Origin of the sequence: Microbacterium deminutum, assembly GCF_039530205.1 — a bacterium.
Taxonomy (GTDB): domain Bacteria; phylum Actinomycetota; class Actinomycetes; order Actinomycetales; family Microbacteriaceae; genus Microbacterium; species Microbacterium deminutum.
Window position 1 is genome coordinate 232,179 of record NZ_BAAAOG010000003.1, and the last position, 13,466, is coordinate 245,644.

The window sequence follows — 13,466 nt, forward strand, 5'->3', positions numbered from 1 at the left end:
ATAGTGAGACGGCGACGATCCGGGTGCGATGCCCCCGGGCCGTCGCCGCGCAGCTGATCCTCCGGGAGCCGAGCTTCGAGCGGCCGAGCGTCTAGGAGCTGGGCGCCCACTCGATCAGCAGAAGTCCCTGCTTGGTGTCCGCGACCTTGACCCAGCCGTCGCCGAAGAGATACGTCATCCCGTAACCCTCGTCATCCACGGCGGTGGCGGATTCAGGACTCTCGGTGATGTAGGTGCCGTCGACCGAGGTCTCGCGGATCCATCCCTGACCGACCAGCGCGTCCTGCGCGTCCGTCGCGGCGGCCGCGGTGATCGGTGCCCAGCCGAACATCTGCAGATGGTCGCCCGCGGGCCCCTCGAAGTCGGCCCAGACGCACTGCAGCCCGTCGGGCAGTTCGCTGTCGCCGATGTAGAAGGGGTCGGTGCGCGCCGTCCAGCCGATGCTGTGGAAGTCGGCGATCGTCTGCGCCGAGATCAGCGTGTCGCACGTCGGATCCGCGCCGGCGGTGGGGGCTCCGCTCGGCTCGGTCGACGGGTCAGGCGCCGGAGTGCTGGGGGTCGCCGCTCCGGACGCGCTGGTGTCGGGCCCTGTGGGGGGAGTCGAGGTGCACGCGGTCGCGAGCGACGCCGTCAGCGCGAGCACGAGGGCGGCGCCCAGGCGGGCGAGTGGCGTGGTCATCGAGCGGTCTCCGGGGGACGGGATGAGGGGTCAGTCTGCGTGGAGCAGCGAGAGGAACGACTGGTGCAGGATGCCGTTGGTCGCGAGCGAGGAGCGCGCCGCGATCGACTCCTCGCCGTCGAACGACGTGAAGCGGCCGCCCGCTTCGGTGATGATCGGGACGAGCGCGGCGATGTCGTACTCCTTGACGCCGAACTCGGCGACGAACTCGAGCCGGCCCTCGGCGAGCAGCATGTAAGGCCAGGTGTCGCCATAGCCGCGGTCGCGCCAGATCGCCCGCGAGAGGCGCAGGAGCTGGTCGAGCTTCCCGGCCTCGTCCCACTGCGAGATGCTCTGGAAGCTGGCGCTGGCCGCGGAGACCTGGTCCACCGTGGACACCGCGAGTCGTCTCGGCGCGCCACCGGGCGTGTCGGTCCAGGCACCGAGGCCCGTCGCCGCCCACCATCGACGACCTATCGCCGGCTGACTTGCGACGCCGACGCGGGGCACGCCGTCGATCGCGAGGGCGATCAGCACCGTCCACATCGGGATGCCCTTGAGGTAGTTCGCAGTGCCGTCGATGGGGTCGATGATCCACTGCCGTGCGGCGTCGCCCGTGACGCCGAACTCCTCACCGAAGACGCCGTCGTCCGGACGCTCGATCTCGAGCAGCGCGCGGATCGCACGCTCGGTGGCGAGATCGGCTTCCGTGACGGGCGACGTGTCGGCTTTCACCTGGATGTCGAGATCCGCCGCATCGAAGCGAGCCATGGATGCCGCATCCGCCGCATCCGCGAGGCGCAGCGCCAGTTGCAGATCGGCGCTGAGGTCCCCGTCGTAAGGCGCGTCGAAAGGTATCGCGGACGAGGGGGAGGTCACGTGCTCCAGGATATCGTGCGCAAGGGCGCCCCGATTTCCGGGTGACCCCGCCCTGATGGTAATGTTTACCCTCGGTTCGCCCCGTGGGCGGATCACGCACCTCTAGCTCAATCGGCAGAGCAACTGACTCTTAATCAGTGGGTTCTGGGTTCGAGTCCCAGGGGGTGCACCACCACGAACCCCCGGTCGGCGCGCACGCGCGGCCGGGGGTTTCGCCTTTCTGCACGGGTGTGTGACGCGGGAGCGGAAGTCGCGGAGGCGGGCGGGTATCAGACGATCCCGCTCATGCCTCCTCACGAATGACAACCGCAACTCTGCAGGAGGCTCCCATGTCCGGCATCCGGGTCGACGTTCTCTTCGACGACATCCCCGTCCCCGACGCCCACGTCGAGGTCTTTCCCTTCCGCGACCGGAACGCCGGTCTGCGGCTCGACTTCCGTGATGCGGTCGGCGCCTATCAGGGTGAGAAGGTCCCCGCCGGCCCGGCCACGTTGGTCGTGCGGCACCCCGACTTCGATGATCAGACGCGAGACATCGCGATCGGTGAGGGTGAGAACAGCGAGCTCGTGCTGATGGCCAAGCCCGGGACTCCCACGTTCTTCCGCGAGAAGGTGCGCGTCCCCGTGACCGCGGACGCTGATCTCATCGGGGTCACGCTCGCCAGGTCGGCGCGCCGGAGGAACCGGCTCGACGCGGTCATTCAGGATCTTCGGATGTCGGAGATGCCGCTGCCGGAACTCGCACGGCAGGCGGGGATGAGGCTCTACCGCGCCGCCGGCCCGATAGACGAGACCATCGAACGGCTCGACGCGATGGATGACGTCGAGCACGCCGGTGCCGTCGTGATCATGGGACCCGACGGGTTCAGCCACCTGACGCGTGACGTCGTCGTGCAGTTCCGCGGTCCCCGCCGCGAGGAGGCCGCCGCGATCGCCAAGGAACTCGGCTGCGTCCTCACCCGCGAACTGCCCTACGCGAGCACCACGTTCGTATTCCGGCTGCTGCGCGGAGCTTCGCTCGACTCGCTGGATGTGACCGAGAAGCTCGCAGCCCGCGACGACGTCGCGTGGGCCGAGCCGAGTCTCGCCGTGTCGCCCCAGGTTGACTCCGTGACGCCGAACGACTTCCTCTTCCCCGGTGCCTGGGACCGCATTCTGGTCGGGGCCCCCGATGCATGGCAGATCCTGCAGGACAACGGCCTGCAGACCTTCGGCGACCCGAACATCCTCCTCGCCGTGTGGGACTCCGGCGTACAGCAGTCGGGCGGCGTACCCACCAACGCGGACTTCACCGGGACGCTCACCAACGGGCAGCCCAAGGTGTTCGCATCCTTCGACTTCGACACCATGGTCGCGAACAACAACAGCCCGTGGAGCAACCACGGCTCCGGTGTGGCCGGCGTCTCGACGGCGATGGCGAACAACCCCGCCCCAAGCGGAGGTGGGTTCGGGATCGCGGGCGCCGCGCCCAACGTGCAGATGCTCAGCATCGTGGGCCGAACGCCTTACGTCGACATCGAGGTCTCGGATCAGTACATCTGGATGGCGGGCTTCAACCCGCAGAGCCCGATCGCCGGCTTCCCCGCTCCGCTGAGCCGCGGTGCGGACGTCATCACGTGCAGCCTGACGCCGGGTGCGGGTGCACCCCTGTCGGGCACGGCGAGGGCGGCGCTCGACTTCATGACGACATTCGGGCGCGGCGGAAAGGGCACACTGTGCTTCTTCTCGACCGGCAACGCCAATGCGAACAACGTCACCGCGCGGCCCTGGGGCGCGTACGAGAAGGCGTTCGGCATCGCCGGCACGACGCTCGACAACGACGGGGTCACCGAGATTCGCGCGTCCTTGTCGGGCTGGGGGCAGATCGCCCTCTCGTCGCCCACCGAGGACTACTCGGGCGTCTTCAACCCGCCTACCGGCTACACGACCTGGGGCGCCGACCACGCCGGCTCGGGCAACGTCCCGAGCTATCCCGCGATCGCCACCGCGATGACAGGGGCCAGTGTCGCCGGTGCGACGACGATCACCGTGTCGAGCGTGGCGGGCCTCGCGGCCGGCCAGGTGATCCACCTCGGCCCGATCGGCGCCGTTGGAAGCGAGCCCGCGAGGATCGTGTCGGTGAACGCCGCGACCAACGTGCTGACCATCGAGGGCTGGCCCGACTACTTCACCCAGTGGTCTGGAGGCATGCTCAATGCGCACGCCAACGGCACGACGGTCGCACAGGGTCCGGCCGGGCACACGAACGCGTTCGGAGGCACGTCATCCGCCACCCCGCTCGCCGCCGGTGTCGCGGCTCTCGTGCTGTCGGCGAAACCGGCGCTGACCTGGGTGCAGGCGCGTCAGGTGCTGCGAGACACGGCAGTCAAGTTCGACCTCGGCAACACCGACCCGAACGGGCAGTGGCTCGACGCGGCCGGCAATCCGTCGGTGACCTCGGGCCTGCCCGCGGTGCGCAGCGGCTGGTACGGCTTCGGGCGTATCAATGCGGCGGCAGCAGTGCAGGGGGCCATCAGCTTCGGTGCGCTTCCAGACATCGTGCTGCGCGACAACCTCGCGGACAACGGCAACGTCCCCTCGTCGGGTGCGTTCTGGAACACTCCTGACATGTGGTGCCGAACCACCACACCGGCATCCGACCCGGCCGCGCTGCCCGCGACGTATGCGGATGCCGGACCCCACGAGTCGCCGATCCGCGGCCAGGCCAACTGGGTGTATGCCCGGGTGCAGAACCGCAGCTCGGTGGCTTCGAACGAGGCGTGGGTGCGGGTGTCGATCACGCACTGGCCCGGCACGGAGTTCGTCTGGCCGGCATCCTTCATCCCGACGAACGGCCCCGGCGACCCGATCCCGTCGCCGATGACGCCCGGCACGTACTTCATCGGCGAGGCCAAGGTCGGTCCGCTCGCACCGGGGGCCGAGCAGACGGTGTCGATCGAGTGGCCGGCGGGGCTCATTCCACCGGACGAGGTGATGGTTTCGGGGTCGCCGGTGCACTGGCATCCCTGCCTCCTCGCAGAACTCACGCCGCACGATGGTCCTCTCGCCACCGGCAGTCATGTCTGGGACGACAACAACCTGGCGCAGAAGAACATCTCGATCGTGGATGCCGACTCCGGCAGTGATTTCGCCGGCGGTTTCGTGATCGGTGAGGAGTTCAATGGCGCGAAGTCGCTGACGCTCGAGATCCTTCGCGGCGACCTGCCGAAGACCGTACAGCTGTATCTCGACCTGCTGGACCCTGTGCTCCGGCGCCGGATGCGTGTGCTGGCCGAGCGCCAGAACACGGAGCCCGTCGAGACGCCGTCGCGGCTCAAGCCCGTTCGACTGCCCGGCACGCTGGTTCTGGAGCGCATGCCCGATCGCCTCGTGGAGGCCATCCGGCTGCCGCAGCGCACGACCTGGTCGCTAGGCCTCGAGGGCGGCCGCGAAGTCGTGGAACTCGCACCCGTCAAGCGGGTGCGCGTCCCGGTGCCGACCCCCGCGGATCGCTTCACCCTGCTCGTGCTCGGGGGCATCGTCGGACCCGACACCCCTGCCGGCGAGTATGAGGTCGTGGTCGTGCAGCGCGACGACCGCGGACGCGTCGGCGGTTCGGTCGGCTTCGTCATCCGGGTCGGTAAGGGCTGAGTTCGCCGTGGCCACTTACCGGTGCACGGTGCCCGCCACGCCGGCGAACGAGCTGGTCGTCGCCCAACTGGACGCAGAGGGCCGCATCGCCGCGGACCACCGGAGGGTGGCCGACGATCTGATCCATCTGACGCTGACGGATGCCGAGATTGCGGTGCTCGAGGGCCTCGGGCTGCCGGTGACCCGCGGTGACCCCCTGCAGGTGCGCGACCTCCGCGACGACGTCGGCGATGCGGGCGGTGGCGGAGTGGACATCGTCACCGGCTTCGTCAGCGCCTATCTCGACGGTCCCGGGATCGCCGCGGCGATCACCGCCCTGGCGGCCGCACACCCGACCCTGTGCACGCTCACGACGTTGCCCGAGGCGACGCTCGGCTACGACGGTGGCTTCGCACCCGCGGCCGGGCCGGCCTCGGTGCAGCTGCTTCGGATCACCACGACCCCCGCATCCCATGCGAAACCGGGCTTCCTGCTGATCGGTGGCACACACGCGCGCGAGTGGATGAATCCGCTGATCGCAGCGGAGTTCGCGTCTCAGCTGCTGAACAACTACGCACCCGGCAGCGTCGATCCCGGCGTGCAGGCGATCAACGCCCTGGTCGATGGGCTGGATCTGCTGATCGTGCCGGTCCTCAACCCGGATGGGCTGACCTACTCGATCCACGACGACGCCGGCTGGCGCAAGAACCGACGCAGCAACGGCGGCGGATGCTTCGGCGTGGACAACAACCGCAACTACGAGGTCTACTTCGGCGGGGCCGGTTCGTCCGGCCTGCCGTGCGACGAGACCTACCGCGGGGCGTACGCCTTCTCCGAGGCCGAGAATCGGAACATCCGATTTCTGCTGGACGAGCATCCGAACGTGCTGGTCGGTGTCGACCTGCACTCGTACGGCCAGCAGATCCTGCGACCGAACCCGATGGGGGGCAGCTTCATCGCGTCTGAGCCGGTCTCTGCGGCAGACGACGCCATCTACGTCGGGCTGGAGTCGACGCTGCGCACCGCGATCCAGACGGTCAACGGACTCGCGTACTCGCTGGGCAGCACCTCCAACCACGCCGGGCCGTCGGATGAGTACATGTTCTTCGCCCATCGGGTGTTCGGATTCAACACCGAATGCGGTCTGGACTTCCAGCCGCCGTGGTCGGACGCCACCGGAGTCATCGCCGAGATGACCTCCGGCCTCCGAGCGCTCGCCGAGTCCACCAGGACGCTGGCGCTGACCACCCCGACTCCGCTCAGCGTCGTCCAGTGCATCGACCGCACCGGCAGCATGATCGCGTTCGGGTACGAGGCGCCCGCCCGCCAGAATGCGAAGCGATTCATCGACCTGCTGTCGCTCGGGGACTCCACCGCTGTGGTGAGCTTCGCCGACCCGAACCCGGGGGTCACCCCGCCGGCAGACCGGGCTCATGTCGAGGCACCACTGACCCTGCTCGACGACCCCGGAGACGCGGCATCCGTGCAGGCCGCCGTCGACGGCATCACGTTCGGCGGCTGGACCCCGATCGGGGCAGGGCTGCAGGCATCGGGCGCCCAGCTTGCCGGCATCCCGGCCCCTCGCGCGGTGCTGCTCATCTCGGACGGCTTCCAGAACGTGGATCCGACCGTGGCATCGGCGCTCACTACGCTGCCGGCTGGGCTGCGGGTCTACACAGTGGCGCTCGGCCCCGCCGCCGACGCTCCGCTGCTCCAGTCGATCGCGACCTCGACGGGCGGGATGTTCCTCAACAGCCCGACGGCGCTGGATCTGCACCTCGCCTACAACGACATGCGGGCTGGGATCACCGATCAGGGGCTGGTGATGAACCAGGTGGACAGCGTGCCGATCAGCGACATCCCGGTCGAGGCAGGCGCCGACGAATTGACCGTGAGCGTCTCGACTCTCGAGGCGAAGCAGAGCGAGGTCGTGCTCATCAGCCCGTCGGGCCGCCCGGTGAGCGCGGATGACTGGGGAGCCACGGTGACCCGGGGGGAGGGCTATACGAACATCTCGGTCCTTCGCCCCGCACCCGGCGTGTGGCGTCTCAGGCGTGGCGAACGCGGTTCAGCGTCCGCGGTGGCCGCGTTCGTGCGCTCACCGCTGCGTGTGCGGCTGTCGGCGCCGTCCTTCGTCGAGAAGGGCGCTCCGGTCACCATCGGGCTGCGTGCACGCTTCGACAAGCGGGTGCTGCGCCCGCCGCGTCTTTCGATCGAGTCGGTCTGGCAGGATCGGCTCGCGCTGCCCGAAGGCCTCGACCCCGACCGCGACGCTGAGAAGCTGCAGGCGCTGCTGCGCCAGTCCAGGCCCCGCGCACGGCGCAGGATCTGGGAGGGCCCCTCGGCCACCCTGCCGCAGGGCTTCTCCACCGTGACGATCCGCGCTGACGGGCGGCTCCCCGGTGGGTCTCCCTTCGTGCGCGTACTGCGGCGGACTATCCAGGTCCCCTGATCTTCGGCAGATCGGATGCCGCGCACTCCGCGTCTGCCGTGGCTACACTGCGCATCATGGTGAAGCGCTGGCTTCAGGTCGCAGCCCTCGTGCTCGTCGCCGCGGCCTCGACCGTGCTGCTGCTGGTGCCGACCTACGAGTCGGCGACCACGAGCTCGAACGGCACCGAGACCGTCACGACGCAGTCGATGCTCGAGGTGAACGGCCCCTGGCTGCTCGTGGTGCTGGCCGCGCCGATCGTGCTCGCCGTGCTTCCCGTGTTTGCGCGCGGTCGCACGTGGGTCGTGCTCTCCATCGTGAGCGCCACCCTGCTGTGGGTCGGTGTGATCCTCGGGTCGCTCACGATCGGGATCTTCTTCGTACCGGGCGCCATCCTCGCGCTGATCGCTGCCTGCCTGCCGGTGCGTTCGAACCGAGCCGCGGCGGCTCCGGCATAGCGGGCGGACGACTCAGGCCGCGTCACCCACCAGCACCGCGACGGCCGTGTCTGCGGCATCCACCTCCCGCTCGTCGAGACCCGCGAGCGCCCGGCGGCCGAACGCGAGCACCGCGGTGGCCACGGCGACGGATGCCGCGGCGAACAGGTACGGAACGGTCGGGCCGTAGAGGTGCCACAGCAGGGCGGCCAGCGGGGGAGCAGCGGCTCCGCCGAGGAAGCGGACGGCGGAATACGAGGATGACGCCACCGCACGGGGGAGGTCGGTGGCCTCCATCACGGACTCGGTGAGGACGGTGTTGAGCACCCCGAGCAGCAGTCCGCCCACGACGATGCACGCGACGAGGGCGGGCGGACTCGCCACGAACACCCCCGCGGCCACCAGGTCGAGCGCGAGGAGCGGCAGGACCATGAGCAGCACTGTCGTGCGCGGCATCCGCCTGGTGAGGATCGGAGCCACCCAGACGCTCGTGATCGCCAGCGCCACGCCCCACCCGAAGAAGGTCAGGCCGATCCCGATCGCGCCGAACCCCAGCGGGAACGGCGAGAACGCCAGCAGAACGAAGAAGCCGATGTTGTAGAAGAGGGCGACGATGGCGAGCACCGCGAGTGCGGGATTGCGCAGTGCCCGGATGGGGGCCGACAGCGGCACCGGATCCCGCCTCTCGCCTGGACCGCGCAGCAGCACCGCGATGGCGATGAAGGCGATCGCCATCAGCACGGCGACGCCGAAGAACGGTCCGCGCCAGCTGATCGAGCCGAGGAGTCCGCCCAGCAGCGGACCGACGGCGATGCCGAGGCCGAGGGCGGCCTCATACAGCACGATGGCCGCTCCGCTGCCGCCGGTCGCGGCGCCCACGATCGTGGCGAGAGCCGTCGAGATGAACAGCGCGTTGCCGAGCCCCCACCCACCGCGGAAGCCGATGACCGCGTCGACGCTGCCGCTCAGGGCGCAAAGAGTGGCGAAGACGACGATCAGCCCGAGCCCGACGAGCAGGGTCGCCTTGGCGCCGATGCGGCTTGAGATGAAGCTGGTGATGAGCATCGCAAGTCCGGTGACGAGCAGGTAGCTCGTGAAGAGCAGCTCCGTCTGCACCGGAGTCGCCTGAAGCTGATCTGCGATGACGGGAAGGATCGGGTCGACGAGCCCGATGCCCATGAATGCGACGACGCACGCGAAGGCGACCGCCCAGACCCGCATGGGCTGCTTCCACACGGAGACGGCGGGGGAGTGGGTGGTCATCGGGCGACCTCCACGCGGGGCGCGGTCTTCACGGCGAGGATCTCGGCCGTGCGCGCGAGCGCGGCCCAGTCATCGGCGGACAGGTCGGCGAAGTGCGGCTCGAGCGCATCGCGAAGCTGCACGCGCCACGCGGCGAGGGCGCGGGCTCCGGCATCCGTGATGTGGATGACGCTCGCACGCGAATCGGCGGGGTCGCTCTCGCGCGAGATGAGCCCCGCATCGTCGAGCTGGCCGACCAGGCGGGTCATGCCGGGCTGCGTGACGCGGCTCATGACGGCGAGTTCGCCGAGCCGGCGGGGACCCTCGCTCTGCAGGATGCTCAGCGTCCGCCACTGGGCCGCAGGGGCTTCGTTGCGTGTCTCGAGCGCTGCGATGCGGGTCAGCGCGTGAGCGGCGACGACGATCTGCTCGATGTCTTCGGCGTGTGTCATACGCAAAGCATACCGCAGTTATATAACAATGGCATGTAACTGGCTCGTGCTGCGGTGGCATGATTCGACTCATCGGCATTCCGGCGCGATCGAAGGAGCTCACACGATGACCGAACCCGATCTCAGCGGCAAGCGCGCCCTGGTCACCGGCGGCGCGAGCGGCATCGGCCTGGCCTGCGCGCACGAGTTCGCGCGGCGCGGCGCGCACGTGACCATCGCGGACCTGAATCCGGATGCCGCAGCAGCCGCCGCGGCATCCGTCGCGGGGGAGGCGTGGGTCGTCGATCTGTCGGACACCGCATCGCTCGAGGATCTGACGCTGGATGTCGACATCCTCGTGAACAATGCCGGGATCCAGCGCGTCAGTCCGATCACCGAGTTCGATCCGGACGCGTTCCGGCTGATCCTGCGGCTCATGCTCGAGTCGCCGTTCCTGCTGATCCGTGCGGCGCTGCCGGCGATGTACGAGCGGGGGTGGGGACGGGTCGTGAACGTCTCGAGCGCTCACGGCCTGCGCGCGAGCGCGTTCAAGTCGGCGTACGTGGCGGCGAAGCACGGACTGGAGGGCCTGTCGAAGGTGACCGCCCTCGAGGGTGCCGAGCACGGCGTGACGAGCAACTGCATCAACCCCTCATACGTGCGCACCCCGCTCGTCGAGAGGCAGATCGCCGACCAGGCCCGTGTGCACGGCATCCCCGAAGAGGAGGTCGTCGAGAAGATCATGCTGACCGAGACGGCCGTGAAGCGTCTCGTCGAACCCGACGAGGTGGCCTCGCTCGCGGGTTGGCTGGTGTCCGACAAGGCGGGCATGGTGACCGGCGCCTCGTACACGATCGACGGAGGCTGGACCGCGCGCTGATCGCGCCGGCTCGGGCCCGCGCGGTCGTTGAGCGAGCGAAGCGAGACGAAACGGGCGTCAGAAGTCGCGGCGCCGCCTCGCGAGGACCAGCGCTGTCGCCCCCAGGGCGAGCAGGGCGATCGCTGCGGCGAACAAGGCTCCCACCTCCCCGCCGCCGGTCGGCGCCAGCGCGTCCGTCGGACTGGGAGTCGGCGTCGGAACGGGCGGCGGTAGGGCCGCTGCGAAACGTCACGGCAGCGGATGCCGGGGCCAGCAGTCCGTCGAGGGCGAACGCGGTCGGCTCAGACGTGTACACCCCGCCGACTCGCTCGTGACATCGACGGTGAAGGTGCATGAGACATCCGCGGCACCCAGATCGCCGCCGATCCTGAGTGCGCCCGGCGCCGAGGATTCCAGAGTGCCGTCGTCGCAGTCCGTCGTGAACCTTGAGCGGGGCGGCGACGACGAGCCCGGGCGGCGGCGAGTCGGTGGCGGACCAGCCCGGCTTCGCTCCGGACGGTGTCGTCGGATCCAAGGGGAGGTGCGTGTTCGTCACGGTCAGGGTGAGGGGGGCCCGTTCACCGGCGGGCCACGCCCCACCGACCGGACCGACGCCGAACGACTGGTCGAGCTGTGCCGTGACGTCGAGCACGATGAGGTTGTCGTAGGCGGAGTCGTTGCCACCGCCTCCGCCCTGCAGATCGCTCAGGACGATGTTCATGTCGGCAGTGCCGATCCGCACAGCCTGCGAGCCGAAGAAGGTATCCACGTACTCGCCGCCGATCTGGACGACCGGTGTGCTGCACGTGTTGATCGGGCCGGGAAAGACGGTTCCGCCGACACCGTCCGTGCCGACGAGTGCGATCGTCGCCGCTGCCGGGTCGCTCGCCCAGCAGTCGGTCTGCGTCGCGTCGAGCGACGCGGTGTGGTCATGGCCGGCGGTTGCCGCGGGCGATCGTCGGTGCCGCCATCACACCGGGTGAGCCGGCGGCGGCATAGGATCCGGCGGCGGGGGCGAGCACCAGCAGGATGACGCACTCAGCCCGCACGCCGTGATGCGCTGGACGGGGCGGCGCCAGTCAGCTCGGGCGTCCATCCGTCCTCCTTCCGGGCACCGTCGGGCCCGAGAGTAGCCCAGAGTCCAGCCACCGTCCGTCCGACGGGTCTTGTCTCGGTCGCTTCGCTCCCTCGCTCAACGACCGAAGTCCGCTCGCTCCAGGCACTCAGCGGCCCGCGGCTCCGACCCGCGTCGTCAGCTGATGCGCGTGCGCGAGCAGGGTGCGGCCGAGTTCCGGCAGGCGCTCCGGGCCGAATCGGAACTCGACCCCGGTGAGGCTCAGCGCCCACTGCGGGTGGCCTTCGCGGGTGAAGACGGCGGCGCCGAGCCCGTAGCTGCCTTCGACGATCAGCCCGGGGTTCAGCGCGTACCCCCGGGACTGGGTGTCGCGCAGCCGGGCGCGCAGCCGCTGCTCGCCGTGGGAAGCGCCCCAGCGCTCCGGCAGCTCAGGATGCCGGTCAAAGTAGGCGTCCACATCGTGAGGCGGCAGGAAGGCCAGGATCGCAAGCCCCGCCGATGCCACGCCGAGGGGGAACCGCACCCCTTCCGAGAGCACGAACGAGCGGATCGGGAAGCTTCCCTCCTCCCGCAACAGGCACACGGTCTCGTCGCCACGCCGCACCGAGAGGAACGCGCTCTCTTCGGTGCGCACCGCGAGCGAGCGCACGATGTCGCGGGCGATTCCGGTGATGTCGTAGCGGGATGCCGCGACCGTGCCCATCAGGTACAGCTCGGGTCCCGGCATCCACCTGCCGGTGCGCTCGTCCTGATCGACGAGGCCCTCGTGTCGCAGGGCGGTGAGCAGGCGGTGGGCGGTCGGGCGGGTGAGCTCGGCGCTGCGTGCGAGGTCGGCGACCGCGAGACCCTCCTCGCCCGCCGTCGTCACCAGCCGGAGCAGCCGCGCTGCCCGGGCCACCGACTGCGCCCCAGGGACGCTTGGTGCTGTGTCCACGATATGGACAGTATGCCGCCCGGCATCCACATCGCAACCGTCGACGGCGCCGCGCCCACCCCGCGGGCGCAGGATGGAAGCGCGTCGGGCCGATGCCGGCGCGCCACGGCAGCACGAAGGAGTGACACGTGATCGACAAGACCGTCGGGTCGGCCGCCGAGGCGGTCGCCGACATCCCGGATGGCGCGTCCCTCGCCGTCGGCGGATTCGGCCTCTCGGGCAATCCCATCGCGCTCATCGAGGCGCTGCTCGCGCAGGGGACCACCGACCTGAGCATCGTGAGCAACAACTGCGGCGTCGACGACTGGGGGCTCGGCATCCTGCTCAACGCGAAGCGCATCCGCAAGATGACCTCGTCGTACGTGGGCGAGAACAAGGAGTTCGAGCGGCAGTTCCTCTCGGGCGAGCTCGAGCTGGAGCTCACACCCCAGGGGACGCTCGCCGAGAAGCTGCGTGCCGGTGGATCGGGCATAGCGGCGTTCTACACGCAGACCGGCGTCGGCACCCAGGTCGCCGAGGGCGGGCTGCCGCGAAAATATGACGGGGCCGGCGGGATCGCGGTCGCGTCCCCCGTGAAGGATGTCCGTACGTTCGACGTCTCGGGCGCGCCTCGCGAGTATGTGCTCGAGGAGGCGATCGTCACGGACTACGCGCTCGTCCATGCGCGGCGCGGCGACCGCTACGGCAACCTGATCTTCAACAAGTCCGCCCGCAACTTCAACCCGCTCGCCGCGATGGCGGGGCGGATCTGCATCGCCCAGGTCGAAGAGCTCGTCGAGCCCGGCGAGCTGGACCCGGACTGCATCCACCTGCCGGGGATCTATGTCCACCGCGTGCTCGAGGTGGGCACCGGCATCGAGAAGCGCATCGAGCGCCGCACGGTCGCGGCGGCGACCTCGGGAGGAGACTGAC

At 69.6% G+C, this 13,466-nt stretch carries 11 protein-coding genes and 1 tRNA gene; 7 read left to right on the forward strand and 5 right to left on the reverse strand.

From position 1 onward, the window contains the following. Nucleotides 1–91 precede the first annotated feature (91 nt). Both ABD212_RS11340 and ABD212_RS11345 read right to left on the reverse strand, forming a co-directional pair. The gene (locus tag ABD212_RS11340; RefSeq protein WP_344094638.1) at nt 92–679 is read right to left on the reverse strand and encodes a hypothetical protein; all 588 of its coding nucleotides are present in this window, start codon (nt 677–679) and stop codon (nt 92–94) included. A gap of 30 nt (nt 680–709) precedes the next feature. Continuing rightward, nucleotides 710–1,537, reverse strand: coding sequence for an inositol monophosphatase family protein (locus ABD212_RS11345; RefSeq protein ID WP_344094640.1), 828 nt, complete (start codon nt 1,535–1,537; stop codon nt 710–712). A gap of 96 nt (nt 1,538–1,633) precedes the next feature. Here ABD212_RS11345 and ABD212_RS11350 point away from each other — a divergent pair. From ABD212_RS11350 to ABD212_RS11365, 4 genes are all read left to right on the forward strand, one after another. Next, a tRNA-Lys gene (locus ABD212_RS11350) sits at nt 1,634–1,709 on the forward strand. Between the two features lie 157 nt (nt 1,710–1,866). Next, nucleotides 1,867–5,166 carry a S8 family serine peptidase gene (locus ABD212_RS11355; RefSeq protein WP_344094642.1) on the forward strand — a complete coding sequence of 1,100 codons (3,300 nt, stop codon included), beginning with the start codon at nt 1,867–1,869 and terminating at the stop codon, nt 5,164–5,166. Between the two features lie 28 nt (nt 5,167–5,194). Next, nucleotides 5,195–7,597: a M14 family zinc carboxypeptidase gene (locus ABD212_RS11360; protein WP_344094644.1), complete on the forward strand. Its 2,403-nt coding sequence runs from the start codon at nt 5,195–5,197 to the stop codon at nt 7,595–7,597. Between the two features lie 56 nt (nt 7,598–7,653). Beyond that, complete coding sequence (locus ABD212_RS11365; protein ID WP_344094646.1) at nt 7,654–8,034, forward strand: hypothetical protein; 381 nt, start codon at nt 7,654–7,656, stop codon at nt 8,032–8,034. Nucleotides 8,035–8,046: 12 nt separating this feature from the next. On the opposite strand, the gene ABD212_RS11370 is transcribed toward ABD212_RS11365, so the two are convergent. Together ABD212_RS11370 and ABD212_RS11375 are read right to left on the reverse strand one after the other, a co-directional pair. After that, nucleotides 8,047–9,276: an MFS transporter gene (locus ABD212_RS11370; RefSeq protein WP_344094648.1), complete on the reverse strand. Its 1,230-nt coding sequence runs from the start codon at nt 9,274–9,276 to the stop codon at nt 8,047–8,049. Continuing rightward, complete coding sequence (locus ABD212_RS11375) at nt 9,273–9,707, reverse strand: MarR family winged helix-turn-helix transcriptional regulator (protein ID WP_344094650.1); 435 nt, start codon at nt 9,705–9,707, stop codon at nt 9,273–9,275. The genes ABD212_RS11370 and ABD212_RS11375 overlap by 4 nt, the downstream gene beginning before the upstream one ends. Before the next feature lie 106 nt (nt 9,708–9,813). On the opposite strand from ABD212_RS11375, the gene ABD212_RS11380 reads away from it, so the two are divergent. Continuing rightward, nucleotides 9,814–10,566 carry a 3-hydroxybutyrate dehydrogenase gene (locus ABD212_RS11380; protein WP_344094652.1) on the forward strand — a complete coding sequence of 251 codons (753 nt, stop codon included), beginning with the start codon at nt 9,814–9,816 and terminating at the stop codon, nt 10,564–10,566. 698 nt (nt 10,567–11,264) lie between these two features. After that, complete coding sequence (locus ABD212_RS11385) at nt 11,265–11,528, forward strand: hypothetical protein (protein ID WP_344094654.1); 264 nt, start codon at nt 11,265–11,267, stop codon at nt 11,526–11,528. 240 nt (nt 11,529–11,768) lie between these two features. Here the strand turns inward: ABD212_RS11385 and ABD212_RS11390 are convergent, their stop codons facing one another. Further along, entirely contained in the window at nt 11,769–12,554 is a 786-nt protein-coding gene (locus ABD212_RS11390) for an IclR family transcriptional regulator (RefSeq protein ID WP_344094655.1), read from the reverse strand. A gap of 128 nt (nt 12,555–12,682) precedes the next feature. On the opposite strand from ABD212_RS11390, the gene ABD212_RS11395 reads away from it, so the two are divergent. Further along, nucleotides 12,683–13,465 carry a CoA transferase subunit A gene (locus ABD212_RS11395; protein ID WP_344094657.1) on the forward strand — a complete coding sequence of 261 codons (783 nt, stop codon included), beginning with the start codon at nt 12,683–12,685 and terminating at the stop codon, nt 13,463–13,465. Nucleotide 13,466: the final 1 nt, after the last annotated feature.

Bases quoted from the DNA above. Each gene is read 5' to 3' on its own strand.
- ABD212_RS11370 (WP_344094648.1), bottom strand. From the start codon at position 9,276: ATGACCACCCACTCCCCCGCCGTCTCCGTGTGGAAGCAGCCCATGCGG.
- ABD212_RS11380 (WP_344094652.1), top strand. From the start codon at position 9,814: ATGACCGAACCCGATCTCAGCGGCAAGCGCGCCCTGGTCACCGGCGGC.
- ABD212_RS11365 (WP_344094646.1), top strand. From the start codon at position 7,654: ATGGTGAAGCGCTGGCTTCAGGTCGCAGCCCTCGTGCTCGTCGCCGCG.
- ABD212_RS11340 (WP_344094638.1), bottom strand. From the start codon at position 679: ATGACCACGCCACTCGCCCGCCTGGGCGCCGCCCTCGTGCTCGCGCTG.
- ABD212_RS11375 (WP_344094650.1), bottom strand. From the start codon at position 9,707: ATGACACACGCCGAAGACATCGAGCAGATCGTCGTCGCCGCTCACGCG.
- ABD212_RS11355 (WP_344094642.1), top strand. From the start codon at position 1,867: ATGTCCGGCATCCGGGTCGACGTTCTCTTCGACGACATCCCCGTCCCC.
- ABD212_RS11385 (WP_344094654.1), top strand. From the start codon at position 11,265: ATGTCGGCAGTGCCGATCCGCACAGCCTGCGAGCCGAAGAAGGTATCC.